Origin of the sequence: Pseudomonas sp. MF5691 (genome assembly GCF_016405645.1) — a bacterium.
GTDB lineage: Bacteria > Pseudomonadota > Gammaproteobacteria > Pseudomonadales > Pseudomonadaceae > Aquipseudomonas > Aquipseudomonas shahriarae.
Genome location: NZ_JAEKDC010000013.1, coordinates 56919 through 83527, shown reverse-complemented (window position 1 = coordinate 83527; position 26609 = coordinate 56919). Strand labels below are relative to the sequence as shown.

22 protein-coding genes are annotated in these 26609 nt (G+C 61.0%); all 22 read right to left on the bottom strand.

Annotated features, from left to right (window positions below; translation table 11 throughout):
- Window positions 1-172: 172 nt before the first annotated feature.
- The 22 genes from nuoN to JFT44_RS18740 all read right to left on the bottom strand — a co-directional run bounded on the left by nuoN (window position 173) and on the right by JFT44_RS18740 (window position 26436).
- A complete protein-coding gene (nuoN, locus tag JFT44_RS18845; protein WP_057441395.1) occupies window positions 173-1636 on the bottom strand; it encodes an NADH-quinone oxidoreductase subunit NuoN in 1464 nt (487 codons plus the stop codon).
- A 7-nt stretch (window positions 1637-1643) separates the two neighbouring features.
- Window positions 1644-3176: an NADH-quinone oxidoreductase subunit M gene (gene nuoM / locus JFT44_RS18840; RefSeq protein WP_057445263.1), complete on the bottom strand. Its 1533-nt coding sequence runs from the start codon at window positions 3174-3176 to the stop codon at window positions 1644-1646.
- Window positions 3177-3215: 39 nt separating this feature from the next.
- Window positions 3216-5069, bottom strand: coding sequence for an NADH-quinone oxidoreductase subunit L (gene nuoL, locus JFT44_RS18835; RefSeq protein ID WP_029293339.1), 1854 nt, complete (start codon window positions 5067-5069; stop codon window positions 3216-3218).
- Window positions 5066-5374, bottom strand: a complete 309-nt coding sequence (gene nuoK / locus JFT44_RS18830; RefSeq protein ID WP_003174727.1) for an NADH-quinone oxidoreductase subunit NuoK — start codon at window positions 5372-5374, stop codon at window positions 5066-5068. The genes nuoL and nuoK overlap by 4 nt, the downstream gene beginning before the upstream one ends.
- Before the next feature lie 2 nt (window positions 5375-5376).
- Window positions 5377-5880 carry an NADH-quinone oxidoreductase subunit J gene (nuoJ, locus tag JFT44_RS18825; RefSeq protein ID WP_017476146.1) on the bottom strand — a complete coding sequence of 168 codons (504 nt, stop codon included), beginning with the start codon at window positions 5878-5880 and terminating at the stop codon, window positions 5377-5379.
- Window positions 5881-5889: 9 nt separating this feature from the next.
- Window positions 5890-6438, bottom strand: coding sequence for an NADH-quinone oxidoreductase subunit NuoI (gene nuoI / locus JFT44_RS18820; protein ID WP_003174725.1), 549 nt, complete (start codon window positions 6436-6438; stop codon window positions 5890-5892).
- A gap of 11 nt (window positions 6439-6449) precedes the next feature.
- Window positions 6450-7457 carry an NADH-quinone oxidoreductase subunit NuoH gene (gene nuoH, locus JFT44_RS18815; RefSeq protein WP_017737147.1) on the bottom strand — a complete coding sequence of 336 codons (1008 nt, stop codon included), beginning with the start codon at window positions 7455-7457 and terminating at the stop codon, window positions 6450-6452.
- On the bottom strand, window positions 7454-10168 hold the full coding sequence (gene nuoG, locus JFT44_RS18810) for an NADH-quinone oxidoreductase subunit NuoG (RefSeq protein WP_057960016.1): 2715 nt from the start codon (window positions 10166-10168) through the stop codon (window positions 7454-7456). Before nuoG ends, nuoH begins: the two co-directional genes overlap by 4 nt.
- A 135-nt stretch (window positions 10169-10303) precedes the next feature.
- Entirely contained in the window at window positions 10304-11659 is a 1356-nt protein-coding gene (gene nuoF, locus JFT44_RS18805) for an NADH-quinone oxidoreductase subunit NuoF (RefSeq protein ID WP_057441397.1), read from the bottom strand.
- The gene (gene nuoE, locus JFT44_RS18800) at window positions 11656-12153 is read right to left on the bottom strand and encodes an NADH-quinone oxidoreductase subunit NuoE (RefSeq protein WP_057441399.1); all 498 of its coding nucleotides are present in this window, start codon (window positions 12151-12153) and stop codon (window positions 11656-11658) included. The genes nuoF and nuoE overlap by 4 nt, the downstream gene beginning before the upstream one ends.
- Window positions 12154-12155: 2 nt before the next feature.
- Window positions 12156-13940, bottom strand: coding sequence for an NADH-quinone oxidoreductase subunit C/D (gene nuoC, locus JFT44_RS18795; protein WP_198831027.1), 1785 nt, complete (start codon window positions 13938-13940; stop codon window positions 12156-12158).
- A gap of 71 nt (window positions 13941-14011) precedes the next feature.
- Complete coding sequence (locus JFT44_RS18790; protein ID WP_012724951.1) at window positions 14012-14686, bottom strand: NADH-quinone oxidoreductase subunit B family protein; 675 nt, start codon at window positions 14684-14686, stop codon at window positions 14012-14014.
- Between the two features lie 10 nt (window positions 14687-14696).
- Entirely contained in the window at window positions 14697-15110 is a 414-nt protein-coding gene (locus JFT44_RS18785; RefSeq protein WP_003219575.1) for an NADH-quinone oxidoreductase subunit A, read from the bottom strand.
- A gap of 670 nt (window positions 15111-15780) precedes the next feature.
- Entirely contained in the window at window positions 15781-17106 is a 1326-nt protein-coding gene (gene aceA, locus JFT44_RS18780) for an isocitrate lyase (protein ID WP_003219577.1), read from the bottom strand.
- A gap of 509 nt (window positions 17107-17615) precedes the next feature.
- A complete protein-coding gene (locus tag JFT44_RS18775) occupies window positions 17616-18341 on the bottom strand; it encodes a secretin N-terminal domain-containing protein (protein WP_198831026.1) in 726 nt (241 codons plus the stop codon).
- A gap of 240 nt (window positions 18342-18581) precedes the next feature.
- Window positions 18582-19004, bottom strand: a complete 423-nt coding sequence (locus JFT44_RS18770; protein ID WP_029293368.1) for a GNAT family N-acetyltransferase — start codon at window positions 19002-19004, stop codon at window positions 18582-18584.
- Window positions 18997-20166, bottom strand: a complete 1170-nt coding sequence (locus tag JFT44_RS18765; RefSeq protein ID WP_120733467.1) for a cupin domain-containing protein — start codon at window positions 20164-20166, stop codon at window positions 18997-18999. The genes JFT44_RS18770 and JFT44_RS18765 overlap by 8 nt, the downstream gene beginning before the upstream one ends.
- An 84-nt stretch (window positions 20167-20250) precedes the next feature.
- The gene (purB, locus tag JFT44_RS18760) at window positions 20251-21621 is read right to left on the bottom strand and encodes an adenylosuccinate lyase (RefSeq protein ID WP_038441746.1); all 1371 of its coding nucleotides are present in this window, start codon (window positions 21619-21621) and stop codon (window positions 20251-20253) included.
- Between the two features lie 125 nt (window positions 21622-21746).
- The gene (hflD, locus tag JFT44_RS18755; protein ID WP_005789104.1) at window positions 21747-22370 is read right to left on the bottom strand and encodes a high frequency lysogenization protein HflD; all 624 of its coding nucleotides are present in this window, start codon (window positions 22368-22370) and stop codon (window positions 21747-21749) included.
- Window positions 22367-23491: a tRNA 2-thiouridine(34) synthase MnmA gene (mnmA, locus tag JFT44_RS18750; protein ID WP_057441406.1), complete on the bottom strand. Its 1125-nt coding sequence runs from the start codon at window positions 23489-23491 to the stop codon at window positions 22367-22369. Before mnmA ends, hflD begins: the two co-directional genes overlap by 4 nt.
- Window positions 23492-23550: 59 nt before the next feature.
- Window positions 23551-23997: an NUDIX hydrolase gene (locus JFT44_RS18745; protein ID WP_198831025.1), complete on the bottom strand. Its 447-nt coding sequence runs from the start codon at window positions 23995-23997 to the stop codon at window positions 23551-23553.
- Window positions 23998-24210: 213 nt separating this feature from the next.
- Window positions 24211-26436, bottom strand: a complete 2226-nt coding sequence (locus tag JFT44_RS18740) for an NADP-dependent isocitrate dehydrogenase (protein ID WP_198831024.1) — start codon at window positions 26434-26436, stop codon at window positions 24211-24213.
- Window positions 26437-26609: the final 173 nt, after the last annotated feature.

The following is a 26609-nucleotide window of genomic DNA, read 5'->3' as shown; positions in this document are numbered from 1 at the left end:
CCATCGCGGGCAAGCCCGCTCCCACATTGATCCGGTTTCATCATGAGAGCACGGTCATGTGTGGGAGCGGGCTTGCCCGCGATGGCGACAGCGGTGGCACCGCATATCTCCCCCCAGAAACGCAAAACGGCACCCAAGGGTGCCGTTCTGTTTACTGCTTGAGCCTAAGCGATCAACCCGCCATCACCGCATGCTGCACCAGGGTGAGCAACGGTTGTGGGTAGACACCCAGGAAGAACGCCAGCAGGGCAATGGCCAGCAGCATCACGCCACCGGCTTTTTGCTCCCAGTGCAGCTCGGCGTCCACACGGCGCAGGTTTGGCTCGATCAGGTACAGGGTGACCATCACGCGCAGGTAGTAGAACACGCCGATGGCGCTGCCCAGTACCAGGGAGGCTACCAGCCACCATTCGTGGGCTTCAACACCGGTCGCGACGATGTAGAACTTGCCGATAAAGCCGGCGGTCAGCGGGATACCGGCCAGGGACAGCATCATCACGGTCAGCACGGCGGTCAGGTACGGACGGCGCCAGAACAGGCCGCGGTATTCGTACAGGGCGTCGGCGTCCCGACCTTTGTAAGGCGAGGACATCAGGGTGATCACGCCGAACGCACCGAGGCTGGTGATCACGTAGGTGACCAGGTACACGCCGATGGCTTCCACGGCCAGGCCTTTGCTCGCCACCAGGGCGATCAGCAGGTAGCCGAAGTGGGCGATGGACGAGTAACCCAGCAGACGCTTGAGGTTGTTCTGGGTCAGGGCCAGCAGGTTACCGAACAGGATCGACGCAATGGCGATCACGGTCAGCACGTCGCTGAGTACGCCGGTGTTGGCGGCAGGGGAGATCTGGAACAGACGCACCATCACCGCAAACACTGCAACCTTGGACGCGGTAGCCAGGAACGCGGCTACCGGTGCCGGGGCGCCTTCGTACACGTCCGGGGTCCACAGGTGGAACGGTACCAGCGACAGCTTGAACGCCAGGCCGATCAGCATCATGGCCAGGCCCAGTTGGGCAAGCGGCGCAGGCATGCTGGTGGTGGCCAGTGCGTGGCCGATACCGCTGAAGCTCAGGCTACCGGCTTCGGCGTAGAGCAGGGCCATACCGAACAACAGGAACGCGGAACCGGCGGCCGACAGCACCATGTACTTGATGCCGGCTTCCAGGGAGCGCTTGTTGAAGAAGGCGTAGGCCACCAGGCCGTAGGTCGGGATCGACAGCAGTTCCAGGCCGATGAACAAGCCGGCCAGGTGCTGCGCGCTGACCAGCACGATACCGCCGGCCGCAGCCAGCAGGATCAGCAGGTACAGCTCTTCGCGGTTGCCCGGGTAGCCGGTGCCGCCTTCGCCGAGGTAAGCGTGGGCGAGGGTGACGCAGGCCAGTGTCGCAACCAGGATCAACGCGGTGTACAGCAGCGCGAAGTCATCGATCATCACCAGCGGGGTCACCGCCAGTGGGGCGACCTTGAGGGCCGGGATAATCGACAGCAAGGCCAGGTTAAGGCCTGCGGTAGACAGCAGGAACGTCTGTGAGTGATTGCGGCGCCAGGCGATTGCCAGCATCACCACCACAATGGTGAGGCTGGTAATCAGCAGCGGCGCAAGCGCGATAAAGTGTTGGATCGTGAATTCCATAGCGCTCTTACCGGGCCGAAGCGAGTTGAGTGAAGGCGGTGCTCAACCACTGCTGCACGCCATGCATCGTGGCGGCAGAGGTGTCGAGGAACGGTTGCGGATACACGCCGATATACACCAGCAATGCCGCAAGGCCGAGCACCATGATCAGTTCGCGAGCATCCATCCCTTTGAGGACAGCGTCCGACTTGGTCGGGCCGAAGTAGGCGCGGTGGATCATGATCAGCGAGTAGACCGAACCGAACACCAGGCCGGAGGTGGCAATCGCGGTGATCCACGGCGCACTGACGAAGCTGCCCATCAGGATCAGGAACTCGCCGACAAAGTTACCGGTGCCCGGCAAGCCCAGGGAGGCGGCTGCAAAGAACAGGCTGATCGCCGGCAGGTAGGCGATACGCGACCAGATGCCGCCCATTTCACGCATGTCACGGGTGTGCAGGCGCTCGTACAGTTGGCCACTGAGGATAAACAGTGCGGCTGCCGAAACACCGTGAGCCAGCATCTGGATCACCGCGCCTTGCAACGCCAACTGGCTGCCGGAGTAGATGCCGATCAGTACGAAACCCATGTGGGAAACGGACGAGAAGGCAATCAGACGCTTGATGTCGGTTTGTGCGAAGGCCAGGAACGCGCCGTAGAAGATCCCGATCAGACCCAGGGTCATGGCAATCGGCGCGAACTCGGCCGAAGCATTCGGGAACAGCGGCAGGGCGAAACGCAGCAGGCCGTAGGCCGCCGTCTTCAACAGGATACCGGCCAGGTCCACGGAACCTGCGGTGGGTGCCTGGGCGTGAGCGTCAGGCAACCAGGAGTGGAACGGTACCACTGGCAGCTTCACCGCGAAGGCGATGAAGAAACCGAGCATGAGAATGTACTCGGTGGTCATCGACATCTTGGTTTTCAACAGGTCGGCGTAGTTGAAGGTAATCACGCCGGTGTTGTTGAAGTTGACCAGGACCAGGCCCAGGATCGCCACCAACATGATCAGGCCGGAAGCCTGGGTGAAGATGAAGAACTTGGTCGCCGCGTAGATCCGGGTTTTCTTGCCGTCCGAAGAACTGTGACCCCAGAGCGCGATGAGGAAGTACATCGGCACCAGCATCATTTCCCAGAAGAAGAAGAACATGAACAGGTCCAGCGCAAGGAACACGCCGACAACGCCGCCCAGGATCCACATCAGGTTCAGGTGGAAGAAGCCCACGTGACGTTCGATTTCTTTCCAGGAGCAGAGTACCGAGAGGATACCCAGCAGGCCGGTCAGCAGGATCATCAACAGCGACAGGCCATCGAGGGCCAGGTGCACGTTGATGCCGAAGCGTTCGATCCAGACGTGCTTGAATTCAAGCGCGAAGGTTGGATCGACACCCGGTGCCGGAGCAAATGAATAGTCGCCATGGGCCCACAGCCAGAGGCCGAGTGCGAGTTCCAGGGACATGGTCAGCAACGCAATCCAGCGGGGCAGGGTAGCGCCGAAGCGCTCGCCCATCCAGCAGAGCAGGCCGCCGATAAAAGGGATCAGGATTAGCCAGGGCAGAATCATGACGGGCTCGTTTCCTTTCGCAAGTTCGCAAAGTTCATATCAGACCGCTACCACTACGATGGCGCCGATCACCAGCACGGCACCGGCCGCCATGGAAGCTGCATACCAACGCAATTGGCCGGTCTCGGTGCGGCTCAGGGCGGTGTGACCGGCCTTGGCGGCACGCGGGATCAAACCAATGGTCTGGTCGAGCGGGTCTTTGCGCAGTACATGGCTGATCGCAAGGTAAGGCTTGACGAACAGTTTGTCGTAGATCCAGTCGAAGCCCCAGGCAGCGAACCACCAGGCCGAAAGGAAGCGGCCAATGCCACTGTTGGCCACGGCAGTGACGAAGCGACGCTTGCCGAGGAACAACATGGCCGCCAGCAGGATACCGGCGATGGCGATGGCGCCCGAGGCGATTTCCAGGCTGTGCTTGGCGTCGCCGCCGGCATGCCCGACGCTTTGTGGCAGTACGCCAGCCAGTGGCGGGGTGATCATGGCGCCGACGAAGGTCGACAGGATGATCAGCACCGACAGTGGCAGCCAGTGGGAAATGCCGTGGCCTGCGTGGGCTTCGGTCTTGGCTTCACCGTGGAACGTGATGAAGATCAGGCGGAAGGTGTACAGCGAGGTCATGAATGCGCCAACCAGACCGGCATACAGCAGGCCTTGGTTACCGCTGGCAAAGGCTTCCCAGAGGATTTCGTCTTTGGAGTAGAAACCTGCGGTCACCAGTGGCAGGGCTGCAAGCGCCGCGCCGCCGACGATGAAGCTGGCGTAGGCCAATGGCAGTTTCTTCCACAGGCCGCCCATCTTGAAGATGTTCTGCTCGTGGTGGCAGGCAACGATCACCGCACCGGACGCAAGGAACAGCAGGGCCTTGAAGAAGGCGTGGGTCATCAGGTGGAAGATCGCGCCGTCCCAGGCGCCGACGCCCAGGGCCAGGAACATGTAGCCGATCTGGCTCATGGTCGAGTAAGCGAGGATCCGCTTGATGTCGGTCTGCACCAGCGCGGCGAAGCCGGCCAGCACCAGGGTCACGCCACCCACCAGGCCCACCAGGTGCAGGATTTCCGGCGCCAGGGTGAACAGGCCGTGGGTACGGGCGATCAGGTAGACACCGGCGGTCACCATGGTTGCGGCGTGGATCAGTGCCGAAACCGGGGTAGGACCGGCCATGGCGTCTGCCAGCCAGGTTTGCAGTGGCAGTTGTGCCGACTTACCGACAGCGCCGCCCAGCAGCATCAGGGTTGCCAGGGTGATCCAGAAGTCGCCGACCTGGAATTTCTGCGGTGCCAGCACCAGCAGTTCCTGGATATTCAGCGTGCCCACCTGTTGGAACAGGATGAACAGGCCGATGGCCATGAACACGTCGCCGATCCGGGTCACGACAAACGCCTTGAGTGCCGCGTTACCGTTGTTGCGGTTGCTGTAGTAGAAACCGATCAACAGGTACGAGCACAGGCCCACGCCTTCCCAGCCGAAGTACAGGAACAACAGGTTATCGCCCAGCACCAGGAACAGCATGCTGGCGATAAACAGGTTGGTGTAGGCGAAGAAGCGCGAGTAACCGGCCTCACCGCGCATGTACCAGGACGCGAACAGGTGGATCAGGAAGCCCACGCCCACCACCACGCCGAGCATGGTGATCGACAGGCCGTCGACGTAGAGGGCGAAGTCAGGCTTGAAGCCTTCGACCGCCATCCACTGCCACAGCACCAGGGTGTAGTGACCCGCTTCTGGTGGCGCAACGTTGAATTGCCAGATGACGTAGGCGGCGACAATCGCCGACAGGCCAATGGAACCCACGCCGACCAGGGCCGAGAGGTTTTCCGACCAGCGTCCACGGGAGAACGACAGCAGCAGGAAACCGATCAGGGGAAATACGAAAGTCAGAAAGATCATGTTCATCCGCGCATCTCACTGGCAGCGTCGATATCAAGCGTGTGGAAGCGACGATACAGTTGCAGCAGGATCGCCAGGCCAATACTGGCCTCGGCGGCTGCCAGGCTGATCACCAGGATGAACATCACTTGCCCATCCGGCTGGCCCCAACGCGCACCCGCCACGATGAAGGCCAGTGCAGCAGCGTTCATCATGATTTCCAGGCTCATCAACACGAACAGAATGTTACGGCGAACCATCAGGCCGACCAGGCCAAGGCAGAACAGGATGCCGGCGACCGCCAGACCATGCTCCAAAGGGATAGCAGGCATCGTCATTGCTCCTTGGCTTCGTTGCGGCCCAAGTGGAAGGCAGTGATGGCTGCAGCGAGCAGCAGCATCGAAGCCAGTTCGACCACCAGCAGGTACGGGCCGAACAGGCTGATGCCCACGGCCTTGGCGTCCACGGTGGTGTGGCCGATGGCCTGGCCGCTCTGGTGAGCGAACAGTACATACAGCAGTTCAGCCAGCAGCAGCGCTGCCAGGATCACCGGGCCAAGCCAGATGCCGGGCTTGAGCCAGACGCGCTCCTGGGCGACCGAAGCCGGCCCCAGGTTGAGCATCATCACCACAAACACGAACAGCACCATGATGGCGCCAGCGTAGGCGATCACTTCCAGGACACCGGCAAACGGTGCGCCGAGGCTGAAAAAGGTCATGGCCACGGCGATCAGCGAAATGATCAGGTAGAGCAGGGCGTGCACGGGGTTGGTGTTGGTGATCACGCGAAGCGTGGACACCACTGCAATACCCGATGCGAAATAGAAAGCGAATTCCATCTTTCTTCCTTAAGGCAGCAAGCTCTTCACGTTGATCGGCTCGGCTTCGTTTTGTGCGGCGCCCTTGGGCTTACCGGCAACGGCCATACCTGCAACACGATAGAAGTTGTAATCAGGGTTTTTACCGGGACCAGAGATCAACAGATCTTCTTTCTCGTACACCAGGTCCTGACGTTTGAACTCGGCCATTTCGAAATCCGGTGTCAGCTGGATTGCGGTGGTCGGGCAAGCTTCCTCGCAGAGGCCGCAGAAAATGCAGCGCGAGAAGTTGATGCGGAAGAAGTCCGGGTACCAGCGACCGTCTTCGGTTTCAGCTTTCTGCAGGGAGATACAGCCAACCGGGCACGCCACGGCGCACAGGTTGCAGGCTACGCAACGCTCTTCGCCATCGGGGTCGCGGGTCAGTACGATACGGCCGCGATAACGCGGCGGCAGGTACACCGCTTCTTCCGGGTATTGCAGGGTGTCGCGTTTGCGAAAGCCATGGCCGAAAACCATCACCAGGCTTCGCAACTGGGTACCGGTACCCTTAACGATGTCGCCAATATATTTGAACATGGGTCAAATCCTCACTGAACCGCGCCCGCTGGCGTGTTCAACAACACAACGGCAGCAGTCACCAGCAAATTGATCAGGGTCAGCGGCAGGCAGAAGCGCCAGCTGAAATCCATCACCTGGTCGTATCGTGGACGCGGAATGGAAGCGCGCAGCAGGATAAACAACATGATGAAGAACGCGGTCTTGAGGAAGAACCAGAAGAACGCCAACTGCGGCAGGATGCCGAACGGACCGTGCCAGCCGCCGAAGAACAGCGTGACCAGCAGGGCCGAGATCAAGATGATGCCGATGTACTCACCGACGAAGAACATGCCCCATTTCATGCCGGCATATTCAATGTGGTAACCGTCGGCCAGTTCCTGTTCCGCTTCGGGCTGGTCGAAAGGGTGACGGTGAGTCACGGCCACGCCAGCGATGAAGAAGGTACAGAAGCCGAAGAACTGCGGAATGATGAACCACAGGTTCTGTGCCTGGTACTCGACGATGTCGCGCATGTTGAACGAGCCCACCTGCACCACGATGCCCATCAGCGCCAGGCCCATGAACACTTCGTAGGACACAGTCTGGGCCGAGGCCCGCAAGCTGCCCAGCAGGGCGAACTTGTTGTTACTGGCCCAGCCGGCGAACAGCACCGCGTAGACCGACAGACCGGCCATGGCGAAGAAGAACAGCAAGCCGATGTTCAGGTCCGCCACGCCCCAGGTCGGGGTGATCGGGATGATCGCGAAGGCGATCAGCAAGGCGCTCATGGCCACGACCGGTGCCAGGGTGAAGATCACCTTGTCGGCAAACGGCGGGGTCCAGTCTTCCTTGAAGAACATTTTCAGCATGTCGGCAGCGATCTGGAACATACCAAATGGGCCAACGCGGTTCGGACCGTAACGGTCCTGCCACCAGCCCAGCAGGCGACGTTCGACGAAGCTGAGCAGGGCGCCCGCGACGACCACGGCCAACAGGATCACGATGGCCTTGACGACCGAGATGATCACGTCGATCACTTCAGGGGTGAACCAGGTCATTGCGCTGCCTCCTGCAGACCGTCAACGGTTTGGCCAAAGATCGCAGGAGGAATCCCGGCGAGGCCTTTTGGCAGTGCAACCAGGCCAGCACCCAGCTCGTCGTTGATGCGCAGCGGCAGACGCAGGGTCTGGCCGGCTACGTTCACGCTGAGTAGGGCACCATCGTTGACGCCCAGGCGATCGGCTTCGGACTTGGCCACGGACACGTAGGCTTGTGGAATGCGCTCTTGCACCGGTGCGGCTTTGGAAGAGGTCTCTTCGCTGCCGAACAGGTGGAAGAACGGCACAACCTGCCAGGTGCCCTGGGCCGGGTTGAACGGACGCGGTACTGCAGCGAACCAGTTCAGCGAATCGCCGGTGCTTTCGATCAGGCGGGTGCCCGGGTCGCCAGCGCGGATATGACCACCGACTTCGTCCTGGAACTTGTTCCAGGCCTGCGGCGAGTTCCAGCCCGGCGACCAGGCAAATGGCACCTGCTGACGGGGCTCGACCGAACCCGAGTAGCCTTCCATGGAGAAGGCGAACGCGGTGTCGTTGTCTTGCGGGGTACGCGGTTCGTGCACGCTGATATCCGCGCGCATGGCGGTACGCCCGGAGTAACGCAGCGGTTCACGGGCCAGCTTCATGCCCTTGATGCGGAACGCGGCGGACGGTGCGGCATCGACGATACGCGCCAACTGCGGTGCGCTCGCGGCGACGGCTGCGGTGACGTGGTCGAGCTGGGTCCAGTCGATCGGCTGGTTCAGCAGGGTTGCGCGCAGGGCATGCAGCCAGCGCCAGCCTTCGTGAACCAGGATGCTGGCGTCCATGTACTTTGGATCGAACACCTGGAAGAAGCGCTGGGCGCGGCCTTCCTGGCTGACCAGGGTCCCGTCGCCTTCGGCGAAGGTGGCGGCTGGCAGCACCAGGTGGGCGCGGTCGCTGGTGGCGGTCTTCTGGTGATCGGCGACGATCAGCACTTTGGCAGCATTCAGCGCGGCATCGACCTTGGTCGCATCGGTGCGGGTGTACAGGTCGTTTTCCAGTACCACGATGGCGTCCGCAGTGCCGTCGATCACGGCCTGCAGGGCGCTGTCCAGGGACTCGCCACCGAGCATGGCCAGGCCAAGGCTGTTGGCTTCCGGCACGACCAGGCTGATGGAGCCGTTCTTCTCGCGCAGCTTCAAGGCTTTGGCGATGTTGGCGGCGGCCTCGATCAGCGCCTTGGAACCCAGCGAGGTACCGGCAATGATCAGTGGACGCTTGGCCGCCAGCAGGGCATCGGCGATGCGCTGGGCCAGGGCTGCAGCTTCTGCGTCCAGGCCTTCGACGGCAGGGGCGCTGGCGTCGAGGGCGTGGGCCACGGCGAAACCGATGCGAGCCAGGTCGTCGGGTGCTGCGTGTACGCATTCTTCGGCGATATCGTCGAGCTTGGTTTCAGCCAGGCTGGCGATAAACAGCGGGTTCAGCGCGTGCTGGCCGATGTTTTTCACCGCGGCGTCGAGCCACGGCTGGACGCGCATGGCGTCGGCCATTTCTTCGGCCTTGCCTTTGACCGACTGGCGCAGCGACAGGGCGATACGTGCGGCGGTCTGGGTCAGGTCTTCACCGAGCACGAAAATCGCGTCGTGGTCTTCGATGTCGCGCATGTTCGGTACTGGCAGCGGGCTGTCATTGAGCACTTGCAGGACCAGGCGAATGCGCTCCAGCTCACCGGCTTCAATACCGCTGTAGAAGTGCTCGGCGCCTACCAGCTCGCGCAACGCGTAGTTGCTTTCGAGGCTGGCGCGTGGCGAACCGATACCCACGATGTTGCGCCCGCGCAGCAGGTCAGCGGCTTTATCCAGCGCCGCGTCCAGGCTCAGCTTGGCGCCATCGGCCAGCAATGGCTGGCGAGGGCGGTCTTCGCGGTTGACGTAGCCATAGCCGAAACGGCCACGGTCGCACAGGAAGTACTGGTTGACCGAACCGTTGAAGCGGTTTTCGATGCGACGCAGTTCGCCATAGCGCTCGCCCGGGGAGATGTTGCAACCGCTGGAGCAGCCATGGCAGATGCTCGGCGAGAACTGCATGTCCCACTTGCGGTTGTAGCGCTCGGAGTGGGTCTTGTCGGTAAACACACCGGTCGGGCAGACCTCGGTGAGGTTGCCGGAGAACTCGCTTTCGAGCACGCCGTCTTCAACGCGACCGAAGTACACGTTGTCGTGGGCGCCGAATACGCCCAGGTCGGTGCCGCCGGCGTAATCTTTATAGAAGCGCACGCAGCGATAGCAGGCGATGCAGCGGTTCATTTCGTGGGAAATGAACGGGCCGAGGTCCTGGTTCTGGTGGGTACGCTTGGTGAAGCGATAACGGCGCTCGTTGTGGCCGGTCATCACCGTCATATCTTGCAGGTGGCAGTGACCGCCTTCCTCACAGACCGGGCAGTCGTGGGGGTGGTTGGTCATCAGCCATTCGACAACGCTGGCGCGGAACGCCTTGGATTCATCATCGTCGATGGAAATCCAGGTGTTGTCGGTGGCCGGCGTCATGCAGGACATAACGATACGACCACGGGTGTCGTTTTCGTCGGTGTACTGCTTGACCGCACACTGGCGACAGGCACCGACGCTACCAAGCGCGGGGTGCCAGCAGAAATAAGGGATGTCGAGGCCTAGTGACAGACACGCCTGTAACAGGTTGTCCGCCCCATCGACTTCGAGCGCTTTGCCGTCTACGTGGATAGTGGCCATGGTTCAAAGTTCTTCGTTGGCCCGTTGTCAGCGGGCGTGGCTAATGGAATCTTGTTATTCATGTGCATCAACACAGCCTTCAAGGCGTCAGCACATGACAAGGCGAAGGGCACGGACCCTTCGCCTATTGAAGCGTTACGCGCCGACTACGATCGGCTTTGCCAGAGGCGGGACGGCGGCGCTTTTGGGCGCGATGCCGGCTTCGAACTCCGAGCGGAAGTACTTGATTGCGCTGCCCAGTGGCTCCACGGCGCCCGGTGCGTGAGCACAGAAGGTCTTGCCCGGGCCGAGGAAACCCACGAGGCCCAGCAGGGTCTCGATATCCCCCGGCTGGCCTTCGCCTTTCTCGATCGCCATCAGGAGTTTGACGCTCCATGGCAAGCCATCGCGGCACGGGGTGCAGAAGCCACAGGATTCGCGAGCGAAGAACTGCTCCATGTTGCGCAGCAGCGAGACCATGTTCACGGTGTTGTCCACCGCCATCGCCAGGCCGGTACCCATCCGGGTGCCCACCTTGCCGATGCCGCCGGCATACATCTGTGCGTCGAGGTGCTCGGGCAACAGGAAACCGGTGCCGGCGCCGCCTGGCTGCCAGGCCTTGAGGGTGTAGCCGTCGCGCATGCCGCCGGCGTAGTCCTCGAACAGCTCACGGGCGGTCACGCCGAATGGCAGTTCCCACAGGCCAGGGTTCTTGACCTTGCCGGAGAAGCCCATGAGCTTGGTGCCCATGTCTTCGCTGCCTTCGCGGGCCAGGGATTTGTACCAGTCCACGCCGTCGGCGATGATCGCCGGCACGTTGCACAGGGTCTCGACGTTGTTCACGCACGTAGGCTTGCCCCACACGCCAACGGCGGCAGGGAAGGGCGGCTTGGAGCGTGGGTTGGCGCGGCGGCCTTCGAGGGAGTTGATCAGGGCGGTTTCTTCACCGCAGATATAACGCCCGGCGCCGGTATGCACGAACAGTTCGAAGTCAAAACCCGAACCGAGGATGTTCTTGCCCAACAGGCCTGCGGCCTTGGCTTCGGCCACGGCACGGTTCAGGTGCTTGGCGGCGGTGGTGTATTCGCCACGCAGGAAGATGTAGCCCCGGTAGGTTTTCAGCGCACGGGCACTGATCAGCATGCCTTCGATCAGCAGATGGGGCAGTTGCTCCATCAGCATGCGGTCTTTCCAGGTGTTGGGCTCCATCTCATCCGCGTTGCACAGCAGGTAACGGATGTTGATGGATTCGTCTTTAGGCATCAGGCCCCACTTCACACCCGTGGGGAAGCCTGCACCACCGCGACCTTTAAGGCCTGCGTCCTTCACGGTCTGGACGATATCGTCCTGGGCCATGTCGGCAAAGGCTTTGCGCGCTGCGGCGTAACCGTTCTTGGCCTGGTACTCGTCAAGCCATACCGCCTCGCCGTCGTCACGCAGGCGCCAGGTCAGCGGGTGAGTCTCGGCCGAACGCTTGATCAGGTTGGCGGGACCAAAGGAAGTCAGGGTCATGGGTAGCCCTCGAGCAATTGGGTGACGCCAGCAGCCTGGACGTCACCGAATGTGTCGTCGTCGATCATCAACGCCGGCGCCTTGTCACAGTTGCCCAGGCAGCACACTGGCAGCAGCGTGAAGCGACCGTCTGCTGTGGTTTGGCCCAGGCCGATGCCCAGCTTGCTCTGGATCGCGTCGACCACCGACTCGTGGCCGCCGATGTAGCAGACCATGCTGTCGCACACGCGAATGATGTGGCGACCGACCGGCTGGCGGAAGATCTGGCTGTAGAACGTCGCCACGCCTTCCACATCGCTGGCCGGGATGCCGAGGATCTCGCCGATGGCGTAGAGGGCACCGTCGGGTACCCAGCCACGTTCCTTCTGGACGATCTTCAAGGCTTCGATCGACGCCGCGCGCGGGTCTTCGTAGTGATGCAGCTCGTGCTCGATGGCCGAGCGCTCGGTTTCACTCAAGGTGAAACGGTCTGTCTGGATAAGCGTGCTGTTCATGCTTAGCGGTCCACGTCGGCCATAACGAAATCGATACTACCCAGGTACGCAATCAAGTCCGCGACCATCTCGCCTTTGATCACCGAAGGGATCTGCTGCAAGTGGGCAAAGCTTGGGGTACGAATCCGGGTGCGGTAGCTCATGGTGCCGCCATCGCTCGTCAGGTAATAACTGTTGATACCCTTGGTCGCTTCGATCATCTGGAAGGACTCGTTGGCCGGCATGACCGGGCCCCACGAGACTTGCAGGAAGTGCGTGATCAGGGTTTCGATGTGCTGCAGGGTGCGCTCTTTAGGCGGCGGCGTGGTCAGCGGGTGATCCGCCTTGTACGGGCCGGCCGGCATGTTGCGCATGCACTGCTCGATGATTTTCAGGCTCTGGCGCATTTCTTCGACGCGCACGATGCAACGGTCGTAGGCATCGCCGTTGGCCGCCAGCGGGACTTCGAACTCGAAGTTCTCGTAGCCGGAGTACGGGCGCGCCTTGCGCAGGTCGAAATCGCAACCGGTGGAACGCAGGCCAGCACCGGTGACGCCCCATTCCAGGGCCTCCTTGGTGTTGTACTGGGCGACGCCGATGGTCCGGCCCTTGAGGATGCTGTTATCCAGCGCAGCCTTTTGGTACTCGTCCAGACGCTTGGGCATCCAGTCGATGAATTCCTTGACCAGGCGCTCCCAGCCGTTCGGCAGGTCGTGGGCCACACCGCCGATGCGGTACCAGGCCGGGTGCAGGCGGAAGCCGGTGATGGCTTCGATGACCTTGTACGCACGCTGACGGTCGGTGAAGGTGAAGAACACCGGGGTCATGGCGCCGACGTCCTGGATATAGGTACCCAGGAACAGCAGGTGGCTGGTGATCCGGAAGAACTCGGCCATCATGATGCGGATGGTGTCGACGCGGTCCGGAACCTTGATCCCGGCCAGCTTCTCGACCGAGAGCACGTACGGCAGGTTGTTCATCACGCCGCCGAGGTAGTCGATACGGTCGGTGTACGGGATGAAGCTGTGCCAGGACTGGCGTTCGGCCATTTTCTCGGCACCACGGTGGTGGTAGCCGATGTCCGGTACGCAGTCGACGATTTCTTCGCCGTCCAGTTGCAGGATGATGCGGAAGGCACCGTGGGCCGAAGGGTGGTTCGGGCCCAGGTTGAGGAACATGTAGTCCTCGTTGGTGCCGGAGCGTTTCATGCCCCAGTCTTCCGGACGGAAGCGTGCCGCTTCTTCTTCAAGCTGTTGCTTGGCCAGGTTGAGGCTGAACGGATCGAATTCGGTGGCGCGGGCAGGGAAGTCCTTGCGCAGCGGGTGACCTTCCCAGGTTGGCGGCATCATGATGCGCGTCAAGTGCGGGTGGCCCGGGAAGTCGATGCCGAACATGTCCCAGACTTCGCGTTCGTACCAGATGGCGTTCGGCCAGATACCGGTCACGGTCGGGATGCTCAGGTCGCTTTCCGACAGGGCGACCTTGATCATCACGTCGCTGTTACGTTCCAGCGACATCAGGTGATAGAACACGGTGAAATCAGCGCCGCTCGGCAGCCCCTGGCGCTTGGTGCGCAGACGCTCGTCCACGCCATGCAGGTCATAGAGCATGACGTACGGCTTGGGCAGGTTGCGCAGGAAGGTCAGGACTTCGACGAGCTTGGCACGCGCCACCCACAGCACCGGCATACCGGTGCGTGTGGCCTGGGCAGTGAAGGCGTCAGGGCCAAAACGGTTATTGAGTTCGACGACCACATCCTGGTCGTCTGCCTTATAAGGCGGGATGTACAGAGCACTGCCTGTAGTCATGGTTTTTATCGCTTTCGGTCAACGTAAAGAATGAAGCCAGGTTTTCGTTCTATAAAAGAAGCGGTTCTGGATCAGACTTCGTCGGGGCTGCGCAGGTTGGTGACTGCGATTCGCTGTTCGCGGCGCTGTTCCTTTTGTGACGGCATCTCGGCGCGGTACACGCCTTGATCGCCGACAACCCAGGACAGTGGGCGACGCTCCTTGCCAATCGACTCCTGCAGCAGCATCAAGCCTTGCAGGAAAGCTTCAGGGCGGGGCGGGCAGCCAGGCACGTAGACGTCCACGGGCAGGAACTTGTCGACCCCCTGAACCACGGAGTAGATGTCGTACATGCCACCGGAGTTGGCGCACGAACCCATGGAGATAACCCACTTCGGCTCGAGCATCTGCTCGTAGAGACGCTGGATGATCGGCGCCATCTTGATAAAGCAGGTACCGGCGATAACCATGAAATCCGCCTGACGCGGCGATGCCCGGATAACCTCGGCGCCAAAGCGCGCGATGTCGTGGGGCGCCGTGAAGGCGGTGGTCATTTCCACGTAGCAGCACGAAAGGCCGAAGTTGTACGGCCACAGGGAGTTCTTACGCCCCCAGTTGACCGCGCCACTCAGCACGTCTTCCAGCTTGCCCATGTAGATGTTTTTGTGGACTTGGTCTTCTAACGGATCGGAGACGGTTTCCCGCTCGCCGATGGGGTACTGATCGTTAGGAGCATCCGGGTCGATCCTGGTGAGATTGTATTGCATCGCCAAAGCCTCATTGTTTCAGCTTCGCTTGCCGCTTGCGACGAGCTTCCGGAGCCCAGTCAAGGGCGCCCACTCGGAACAGGTAGACAAGACCTGCCAACAGAATTGCTATGAAAACGAGAGCTTCGACGAATCCGGTCCAGCCGCTTTCGCGGACGGACACAGACCAGGCAAAGAGAAAGAGGGCTTCGATATCGAAGATCACGAACAGCATCGCGACCAGATAGAATTTGGCTGAGAGCCGCAAGCGGGCGCCACCTGTAGGTAGCATGCCGGACTCGAACGGTTCGTTTTTGCTGCGGCCCCAGGCTTTTGACCCGAGGAGGCTGGAAACACCGAGCATGAAGGCGCAGAGGCCGACAACACCGAGGAGGAAAATGGCAAAGCCCCAGTTGTGGGCCATGAGTCCTGTCGCTTCGGTCATGCTGGAAATCCTTAACAGAGAGCAAAGGTCTCTGAGCTCGAAAAAGTAACGACGCAGTGACGATATGTCGCAGCGCAATCAATCGCGGTGATTTTATGGCTAAACACCTAGCAAGTAAAATTCCTGTGGCTAAATTATTCGCTGAAATAAGGACATAGTGCACCTTTGTGGGGCTGTAGCCCAGACGCTGCGGGCATTAGCTTGATTTTAATCAATTGTGTTTTGTTTAGGGTGTAACGAAGTTTTATTGCTCTAAATGATAATGAATATTGTTTGCGAGAGTTTTAAGCGGGTGTTGAGTGCGTCGCGGGGAAAGTTGTTGTTACTTGCCCGTATGGCGCAAGTTGCCAGCGCGCAACTTTTAACTGATTTTTCCTAAGCCAATACCGCTCTGGATCAAGGTTTTGCTCAAAAAGTCGTTTTGACTCGGTTTCTGTGGGAGTCGGGCTTTTCGGATCGCCGCATCGCCGCGATGGCGGTGGGGCATTAGGCAAATGGGTGGCTGAAACGCCGCTACCGCAGGCAGGCCAGCTCCCACATTGGGTTTCGGGAGGGGGGCAGTAACCTTTCGCCCAGGCAAAAAAACGCCCCGAACCAGTCGGGGCGTCAGATCGTGCGGCACTGCGGTTAGCTTTCTATCGGGCCCGCAATGGCCGTGTACTCAGGTCACTTAGTGAAACTGTTCTTCTTCGGTCGAGCCGGTTAGCGCGGTCACGGACGAGGTGCCGCCCTGGATCACGGTGGTCATGTCGTCGAAGTAGCCGGTGCCCACTTCCTGCTGGTGCGCCACGAAGGTGTAGCCTTTGGCGGCGTCAGCGAATTCCTGCTCTTGCAGCTTCACGTAGGCAGTCATGTCGTTGCGGGCGTAGTCGTGCGCCAGGTTGAACATGCTGTGCCACATGTTGTGAATGCCGGCCAGGGTGATGAACTGGTGCTTGTAGCCCATGGCGGACAGTTCGCGCTGGAACTTGGCGATGGTCGCGTCGTCCAGGTTCTTCTTCCAGTTGAAAGAAGGCGAGCAGTTGTAGGACAGCAGTTGGTCCGGGTATTCCTTCTTGATCGCCTCGGCGAAGCGACGGGCTTCGTCCAGGTCTGGCTTGGCGGTTTCGCACCAGATCAGGTCGGCGTACGGTGCGTAGGCCAGGCCGCGGGCAATTGCTTGATCCAGGCCGGCGCGTACCTTGTAGAAACCTTCCTGGGTGCGCTCGCCAGTCACGAACGGCTGGTCGTACGGGTCGCAGTCCGAAGTCAGCAGGTCAGCAGCGTTGGCGTCGGTACGGGCCAGGATGATGGTCGGCGTGCCGGCAACGTCAGCTGCCAGACGGGCAGCGGTCAGCTTCTGTACGGCTTCCTGGGTCGGAACCAGTACCTTGCCGCCCATGTGGCCGCATTTTTTCACGGAAGCCAGTTGGTCTTCGAAGTGCACGCCGGCGGCGCCTGCTTCGATCATGCTTTTCATCAACTCGTAGGCGTTCAGTACACCACCGAAACCGGCTTCGGCGTCAGCCACGATTGGCGCGAAGTAGTCGATGTAGCCTTCGTCGCCCGGACCTTTACCGGCTTTCCACTGGATCTGGTCGGCGCGGCGGAACGAGTTGTTGATGCGCTTGACCACGGTCGGCACGGAGTCCACCGGGTACAGCGATTGGTCAGGGTACATGGACTCGGCGGAGTTGTTGTCCGCAGCCACTTGCCAGCCGGACAGGTAGATCGCCTGGATACCGGCCTTGACTTGTTGCACAGCCTGGCCGCCGGTCAGGGCGCCCATGCAGTTGACGAAATCTTTCTCGGGGCGGAAGGACGGCTTGGCGCCCTGGGTAACCAGCTTCCACAGCTTCTCGGCGCCCAGTTTTGCAAAGGTGTGCTCGGGTTGAACCGAGCCGCGCAGGCGGACGACGTCAGCAGCGGAGTAAGCGCGAGTCACGCCTTTCCAGCGTGGGTTTTCAGCCCAGTCTTTTTCAAGGGCTGCAATTTGCTGTTCGCGTGTCAGTGCCATGGGGAAAAACCTCGTCGCGTCTTTTGTGGAAAAACTACTGGGTTGAAAATTCCGTTTTGCCAGCCACGCATTCAGTACGTGGTTATGGCTGCTCGCTGACCAGAAGCTTAGGCGGTCAAGTTGGGCTTGGCGGGGAAGGCGACGGGATGAACGATAGGCTCAAGGGAGAAAGTGAGCAGGTAGAGGCGAACCGAGAACAGTCTTCGGGCGTCGTGGGCCTTTGTACGATCCAACAGTGTGTTGCCGGGTTACCTGGTTAGCTTCCGTCCCTCGGGACAACTTCGTTCCAGTCGCAACCTCGTCAAACACGCCTTGTGGGCGGTACAGACACGAATCGGCTCAGGTGGGTAACTTGGAGCGACGATCCGAAGGCCCTTGCCAGGGCCCCTGATTAGCGGGAGCGAGGCCATCATGCCCATGCTTTTTTGGATCGTCAAATGTTTTGTAGTGCTTTTTTTATGGCACTACATCTTTGGTCTAATACGACTAATCAGTCAGTTTTTGGTGCTTCAGTTCAAGGTGTCGACTTTGACCCGCACTGTCAGGTCGTCCCGGCCCTGGGTCGAGTAGGTGCGGGTCGCGCCCTGTTTGTCGGCCTGGGTCTGGCGATTGATGCCGGCCAGGGTGATCCACTCACCCAGGCGCCCGCTGACGGTTGTGTCGGTACTTTGCACGTTCACTACATCGGGACGCTCCTGGCTCATGCGGTCACGATTGGTGCTGATGCTCAGGTGCACGGTCTCGCCGGTGACGCTGGCGGTGACATAGAAGCCCTGGGTGACGTTGCGGTACTGGGTCTGGTTTTGCGGGCGGCCATAGGCGTCGGGCTGGGTGGTGGTCAGTGGCACGCTCTGGCCGACCTGGATCAGTGCGGGCACGCCTTCGCTGGCCTGGATCTGCTGGATCCCGCCGTCACGGCTTTCGGTGCTGTAGGTGATGACCTGGCGGTTGGCCTGCTGATTGTTTTCGTTGGTGTCGACGGTGATCAGCAAGCGTTTGGAGGGTGTATCCAGTTGTGCGAGCAGGGCGCGCAGGGCCTGGATCCTGTCGGGCTCGGCATTGACGATCAACTGATTGCCGTAGGCGCTGACAGTGCCGTCCTTGCCAATGAAATTCTGCGCCACGGGTAACAGGTCGGCGCTGGTGCGGTTGTTCAAGGGTACGACTTCGGTGGCTGCCATTGTCGAAAAGCTGACGGCCACGAGCAGGCTGGCGACTAGGGTGCGTAGGGACATGTCCGTTATCTCTGCAAGTCATTTGGGCTTGATGGTGCCAGTTTATCGGCCCGGCGGGGCGCAAGTTGAATCGTAGACGGCAAAAGGCCCTGGCATCGGTGGATGGCAGGGCCTTTTTGGGGGGCTGCTAATGACGCCTTCGCGAGCAAGCCCGCTCCCACTGTTGACCGCATTTCAGGGGTCGAGCTCGATCAAGTGTGGGAGCGGGCTTGCTCGCGAAGGGAGCGACTGGGTCTAAAGTCAGCCCTCGCGTTCCATATCAACATGGGGAATCCCGACTTCCAGGAATTCCCCGCTGACGATCTTGAACCCCAACCGCTCATAGAACGGCGCGGCATACACCTGTGCGCTGAGGAACTGCCGGGTCTGGCCGCGTTTCTCGGCCTCGCCAATCACCGCTTCCATCAGTTTGTCGCCGACCTTCAGCCCGCGCCAGTCCTTGAGGACCGACACGCGACCGATCTCGCCGCTGGGCAGCAGGCGCGCCGTGCCAATGGGGAAGTCGCCTTCGAACGCGAGGAAATGCATGGCCCCGGCGTCGTCTGCGTCCCATTCCAGCTCAGGTGGAACCGATTGTTCAGCGATAAATACCGCTTCACGAATGCGCCGAATCTCGGCGATATCCTTTTGCCAGTCCGCGACACTTACGTGAATTTTATTCATCGGCAAACCCCAGGCTTCCTTGCTTGACCAGTTCGCACAGCAGGTCGCGGCCATCTTCATCAATCAGCCACGGGCCCAGGTTGTCGACGTGCAGGGCGTCGGCCGCGCAGATCAACTTCAACAGCTCGCGCAGTTTGCCCGGCAGGTAACGGCTCTGGCCGCTGGCGAACAGCAATACATCGTCGTCCACTTCCGACCAGGCCAGGCGCGCGCTTGGGTTGCGGATCAGGACTGCACCGTCTTCCAGGCTGCTGATTACTTCATCCTGCGCCAGCTCTTCGGGGCCGGCGACCAGTTCCGGGTAGCGCGGCTCGGTCATGAATTGGCCGAACCAGGTCAGCAGCATGCGCTCGTCGCTCATGTGCTCGGCCAGCAGGCTTTTCAGGCGGTCGAGGGCGTCGCTCTGGATCTGGTGCGGGTCACTGACGGGCTGGACGTCGGCGTCGGTGTAGCGCTCTTCATCCGTCAGGTACTGGCTGAGGAAGTCGGTGAAGTGGGTCAGCACTTCGGCGGCGCTCGGTGCACGGAAGCCGACCGAGTAGGTCATGCAGTCATCTTCGGCGATGCCGAAGTGCGCCAGGCGCGGCGGCAGGTAGAGCATGTCGCCAGGCTCCAGCACCCATTCGGCGCTCTCTTCGAATTCGGCTAGGATGCGCAGGTCGGCGTGTTGCAGCAGCGGGCTCTCCGAGTTGCACATCTGGCCGATCTTCCAGTTGCGCTTGCCATGGGCCTGCAGCAGGAACACATCGTAGTTATCGAAGTGCGGGCCTACGCTGCCACCAGGGGCGGCAAAGCTGATCATCACGTCGTCGATGCGCCAGCTTGGCAGGAAGCGGAACTGCTCCAGCAACTCGGCCACTTCCGGTACGAACTGGTCGACCGCCTGCACCAGCAGGGTCCACTCGCGCTCGGGCAGGGTGCTGAAGGCATCTTCGGCAAATGGGCCGCGACGCAGCTCCCACGGGCGCTCGCCGTGCTCGATCACCAGGCGCGACTCGACTTCTTCTTCCAGCGCCAGGCCGGCCAGTTCGTCGGCGTCGATCGGGCTTTCGAAATCAGGGATGGCCTGGCGGATCAGCAGTGGTTTTTTCTGCCAGTAGTCGCGCAGGAATTCCCTTGCCGTGATGCCGCCCAGAAGTTGAAGAGGAATATCAGGATTCATGTGTAACCTATTGAAAAAAAGCACTTTTCAGACGGGAATAAAAACGCCCGGCGCTGCCGGGCGTCTTAAGGGGTCAAGCCGCAATCAGATGCGTTTGGCTTGGTCTACAGCGTTGCCGATGTAGTTGGCCGGGGTCAGCAGTTTCAGCTCGGCCTTGGCCGCAGCTGGCATGTCCAGGCCGTCGATGAAAGTTTGCAGTGCTTCAGGGCTGATGCCCTTGCCGCGTGTCAACTCTTTCAGCTTCTCGTACGGGTTTTCGATGTTGTAGCGGCGCATTACGGTCTGGATCGGCTCGGCCAAGACTTCCCAGCAGGCGTCCAGGTCAGCGGCGATTTTCTGCGCGTTGAGCTCCAGCTTGCTGATGCCTTTGAGGCTGGCTTCGTACGCGATCACGCTATGGGCAAAGCCCACGCCGAGGTTGCGCAATACGGTGGAGTCGGTCAGGTCGCGCTGCCAGCGGGAGATCGGCAACTTGCTGGCGAGGTGCTGGAACAAGGCGTTGGCGATGCCCAGGTTGCCTTCGGAGTTTTCGAAGTCGATCGGGTTGACCTTGTGCGGCATGGTCGACGAGCCGATTTCGCCTGCGATGGTGCGCTGCTTGAAGTAGCCCAGGGAGATGTAGCCCCAGATATCGCGATCGAAGTCGATCAGGATGGTGTTGAAGCGCGCAATGGCGTCGAACAGCTCGGCGATGTAGTCGTGGGGTTCGATCTGCGTGGTGTACGGGTTGAAGCCCAGGCCCAGCTCGTCTTCGATGAAGGCGCGGGCGTTGGCTTCCCAGTCGATCTCAGGGTAGGCCGACAGGTGGGCGTTGTAGTTGCCTACGGCGCCGTTGATCTTGCCCAGCAATGGCACGGCAGCCACTTGCGCGATCTGGCGCTCCAGGCGGTACACCACGTTGGCCAGTTCTTTACCCAGGGTGGTCGGCGAGGCCGGCTGGCCGTGGGTGCGCGACAGCATCGGCACGTCGGCGAAGCGGATGGCCAGTTCGCGGATGGCGTTGGCGGTCTGGCGCATCAGTGGCAGCATCACGTCATCACGGCCTTCGCGCAGCATCAGGGCGTGGGACAGGTTGTTGATGTCCTCGCTGGTGCAGGCAAAGTGGATGAACTCGCTGACCTGGGCCAGTTCCGGCAGCTTGGCCGCTTGTTCTTTGAGCAGGTACTCGATGGCTTTGACGTCGTGGTTGGTGGTGCGCTCGATCTCTTTCACACGCTCGGCGTGCTCCAGGGAGAAGTTTTCCGCCAGGGTGTTGAGTACCGCGTTGGCTTGCGCAGAAAACGCCGGCACTTCGCTGATGGCGGGGTGAGCGGCCAGGCGCTGGAGCCAGCGCACTTCAACCAGTACACGAGCACGGATCAGGCCGTATTCGCTGAAAATAGGGCGCAGGGCCTGGGTTTTGCCGGCGTAGCGGCCGTCAACAGGGGAAACCGCAGTGAGCGAAGAGAGCTGCATGGGGTGTTCTCGGACAGTCGGGCAACGAAATGGGGCGCGTATCATACATGAAAAAATCCGCCGGTCCGTTGCCAACTGACCGGCGTATTACGCGTAACGGCTTGAAAATAGCCCGTGGCTGCGACTTATTCGTTGCGCATCAACGGGTAAAGCTCTTTGAGCAATTTGCGACGGCTGATGACCAACTGCCAACGATGACCGCCCAACTGCCGCCACAACCGCGCCGAACGGATACCGGCCAGCAGCAGGGCGCGGATTTTCGAGGCGTTGTTGGGCTGTTGCAGGTTGCGCATGTCGCCGTGGACCTGGATCCGCTGGCGCAAGGTGCTCAAGGTGTCCTGGTACAAAGCGCCACAGGCGGCGATCACGTTCTCGTGGGCCGGGCCGAAGTGCTCGACCTGGGACTGGATCTGCGGCAGGCGCTTGCCGATGGTTTCCAGCAGGTCGTCGCGCTTGGCCAGTTGCCGCTCAAGGCCGAGCATCGACAAGGCATAGCGCAGCGGCTCGCGTTGCAGGGTGCTGGGGTCGCGCTCGAGGGCGCCGATCAGCGCCCGATAACCTTCACGCAGGCTCAGGTCGTCGCCGCCGTACACATCCAGGGTGTCCTTCGGGTCGACCACCAGCAGGCTGCCGAGCATGCAGGTCAGGCCGGCCTCGGTGACCTGGCCGGTCTTGGCGATCTTGTCCACCAGCACTGCGGCGAGAAACACGCCGCCCAATGCCGTCAATTGCTCCTGGGTCGGGCTCATGCCGGGGTGCTCCAGGGTTCGGCGACTTCAATCACGCCGCCCCCCAGGCAGATCTCGCCGTCGTAGAACACCACGGACTGGCCGGGCGTGACCGCACGTTGCGGGTCATCGAAGGTGGCACGGTAGCCATTGGCGGTTTTTTCCAGGGTGCAGGGCTGGTCGCTCTGGCGATAGCGCACCTTGGCGGTCAGGCGGCGCGGAGCGCTCAGGTCGATCGGGTTGACCCAATAGATCTCCGAGGCCAGCAGCGCGCCGGAGAACAGCAGGGGATGCTCGTTGCCCTGGCCGACGATCAGCACGTTATGTTGCAGATCCTTCACCAGCACGTACCACGGCTCTTCACCAGCGTCCTTCAAGCCGCCAATACCCAGGCCCTGGCGCTGGCCGATGGTGTGGTACATCAGGCCGTGGTGACGGCCGATGACTTCGCCTTCGGTGGTCTTGATCTCGCCCGGTTGCGCCGGCAGGTACTGCTTGAGGAAGTCACTGAAGCGGCGTTCGCCGATAAAGCAGATCCCGGTGGAATCCTTCTTCTTGGCGGTGGCCAGGCCGTGTTTCTCGGCAATCTTGCGCACTTCGGGCTTTTCCAGTTCGCCCACCGGGAACAGGGTCTTGGCGATCTGTTCACCGCCGACGGCGTGCAGGAAGTAGCTCTGGTCCTTGTTCGGGTCCAGGCCCTTGAGCAATTCGGTGCGGCCATCAACATCGCGACGGCGCACATAGTGGCCAGTGGCAATCAGGTCGGCGCCGAGGATCATGGCGTAGTCGAGGAACGCCTTGAACTTGATTTCGCGGTTGCACAGGATGTCCGGGTTCGGCGTGCGACCGGCCTTGTATTCGGCCAGGAAGTGCTCGAACACATTGTCCCAGTACTCGGCGGCGAAGTTGGCGGTGTGCAGCTTGATGCCAATCTTGTCGCACACGGCCTGGGCGTCCGCCAGGTCGTCCATGGCGGTGCAGTATTCCGTTCCATCGTCTTCTTCCCAGTTCTTCATGAACAGGCCTTCCACCTCATAACCCTGCTCCATGAGCAGAACGGCGGAAACGGAAGAATCCACGCCGCCGGACATACCGACGATGACGCGCTTCTTTTGTGTGTCAGAAGGGGCTGGATCACGCATAGGATTTCAACGGGTGTCTTTAAAAAGGACGCGATTCTAGCAGGCCCGAGCCCGCAAGGCTAAAGAGAAGGACGGATCAATTCGAGACTGTGGCAGTGGCCGGCCAGATAATCGTCAATACAACGCATGATCAGCTCGCTGCGCCAGTCATCGCGCAAGGCCATCAACTCGTCACGGGTCAGCCAGCGGGCGCGCACGATGCCTTCGTCCAGTTGATAGTCCGGGTGGTGTTGCAAGGCCTTGGCGACAAAGCACACGCGCTGGTAGGTCACGCCATTGCTGGGAGCGGTGTACAGATAGAGGCCGACGATGCCGGTGGCTGCGACGTCCCAGCCGGTTTCCTCGAGGGTTTCGCGCACGGCGGCTTCGGTCAGGGTTTCGTGCGGGTCGAGATGGCCGGCAGGCTGGTTGAGCACGGCGCGGCCGCCCTTGAGCTCTTCGACCATGAGGAAGCGGCCATTGTCTTCGACGATGGTGGCGACGGTGATGTGGGGTTGCCAGGTCATAGTGGCCTCGAATTCGGTGGGGGTTGGGCCTAATCAGTGTGGGAGCTGGCTTGCCTGCGATGGCGGTGGCTCGGCTACATCTGTACCGACTGGCAGACTGCTATCGCAGGCAAGCCAGCTCCCACATGTGCTCGGGTTTTTTCATTAAAGCGGTGTTGGGCACAAAGAGAAACCCCGGCACATGGCCGGGGTTTGTGATGTCGCCCTACAGCATTACTTCAATGCAGCAATCGCCGCATTGAGGGTAGCGCTCGGACGCATAGCCTTGCTGATCAGCTCAGGATTCGGCGCGTAGTAGCCGCCGATGTCCGCTGGCTTGCCCTGCACGGCGTTGAGTTCGGCAACGATGGTTGCCTCGTTCTCGGCCAGGGTTTTTGCCAGTTGAGCGAACTGCGCCTGCAGCGCGGTATCTTCAGTCTGGGCGGCCAGGGCTTGTGCCCAGTACAGCGCCAGGTAGAAGTGGCTGCCGCGGTTGTCGATGTTGCCGACTTTGCGCGATGGCGACTTGTTGTTGTCGAGGAACTGGCCGGTGGCCTGGTCCAGGGTCTTGGACAGTACCAGGGCTTTCGGGTTGTTGTAGTTCACACCCAAATGCTCAAGGGAGGCTGCCAGGGCCAGGAACTCGCCCAGGGAGTCCCAACGCAGGAAGTTTTCTTCCAGCAGTTGCTGCACGTGTTTTGGAGCCGAACCGCCAGCGCCGGTTTCGAACAGGCCGCCACCGTTCATCAGCGGCACGATCGACAGCATCTTGGCGCTGGTGCCCAGTTCCATGATCGGGAACAGGTCAGTCAGGTAGTCGCGCAGTACGTTGCCGGTCACCGAGATGGTGTCCAGGCCCTTGCGGGTGCGTTCCAGGGTGAACTTCATCGCGTCGACCGGCGACATGATGCGGATGTCCAGGCCTTCGGTGTTGTGGTCTTTCAGGTAGGCCTGAACTTTCTCGACCACGACGCCGTCGTGGGCGCGCAGCGGGTCCAGCCAGAAAATCGCTGGCGTGTTGCTGGCGCGGGCGCGGTTAACGGCCAGTTTGACCCAGTCCTGGATCGGCGCGTCTTTGGTCTGGCACATGCGGAAGATATCGCCGGCTTCAACCGACTGTTCCATCAGCAGCTTGCCCTTGCTGTCGGTGACGCGGACTACGCCGTCAGCCTTGATCTGGAAAGTCTTGTCGTGGGAACCGTACTCTTCGGCTTTCTTCGCCATCAGGCCAACGTTTGGCACGCTGCCCATGGTGGTTGGGTCGAAGGCGCCATTGGCCTTGCAGTCTTCGATGACCGCCTGGTAGATGGTGGCGTAGCAGCGATCCGGGATCACGGCCTTGGTGTCGTGCAGCTGGCCGTCGGTGCCCCACATTTTGCCGGAGTCACGGATCATGGCTGGCATCGAGGCGTCGACGATCACGTCGCTCGGCACGTGCAGGTTGGTGATGCCTTTGTCGGAGTTGACCATCGCCAGGGAAGGGCGAGCGGCGTAGACCGCCTGGATGTCGGCTTCGATCTGCGCTTGCTGGTCGGCCGGCAGGGCCTTGATGCGAGCGTACAGGTCGCCGATGCCGTTGTTCAGGTTGAAGCCGATCTGTTCCAGCACGGTAGCGTGCTTGGCCAGGGCGTCTTTATAGAACTCGGCAACGATCTGGCCGAACATGATCGGGTCGGAGACCTTCATCATGGTGGCTTTCAGGTGAACCGACAGCAGTACGCCTTGTTTCTTGGCGTCTTCGATTTCGGCGGCGATGAAGCTGCGCAGGGCGTTCTTGCTCAGCACGGCGCTGTCGAGGATCTCGCCGGCCAGTGCGGTGGTCTTTTCTTTCAGGACGGTGGTGCTGCCATCCTTGCCGATCAGTTCGATCTTGACCGCATCGGCGGCTTCGATCTGTACGGCTTTTTCGCTGCCGTAGAAGTCGCCGTTGCTCATGTGAGCGACGTGGGACTTGGAGTCAGCAGCCCAGGCACCCATTTTGTGCGGGTGCTTGCGCGCATAGTTCTTGACCGATAGTGGGGCGCGGCGGTCGGAGTTGCCTTCGCGCAGGACCGGGTTTACGGCGCTGCCCTTGACCTTGTCGTAACGTGCACGGGTTTCTTTTTCCGCGTCGGTGGTTACGGTTTCCGGGTAGTCCGGCAGGGCGTAGCCCTGGGCCTGCAGTTCCTTGATCGCGGCTTGCAGCTGCGGGGTCGAGGCGCTGATGTTAGGCAGCTTGATGATATTGGCTTCGGGGGTCACGGCCAGGGCGCCCAGTTCGGCGAGGTGGTCCGCAACGGCCTTGGTGCCCAGTTGCTCGGGGAAGCTTGCGAGGATGCGCCCTGCGAGGGAGATATCGCGGGTTTCCACTTCAATATCAGCGGAAGCGGTGAAGGCCTCTACGATAGGCAGCAGTGAATAGGTGGCGAGGGCTGGGGCTTCGTCGGTGAAGGTATAGATGATCTTCGAGCGGGTGGGCATATTCGGATTAACTCTCTTCTTTGCTAAAAGCGTGCGCGGAAACTCGAGATGCGCCGGGTAAAGCGCGTTCGTTCAAAGTCATCCATGAGCCGAATGTCGATGTTTCTTCGCGGTGATGTTGGGTTGCATCAGTCGAGCGTCAAGCGGGTGGGCTACGGTGGCAGCCCGGCTTT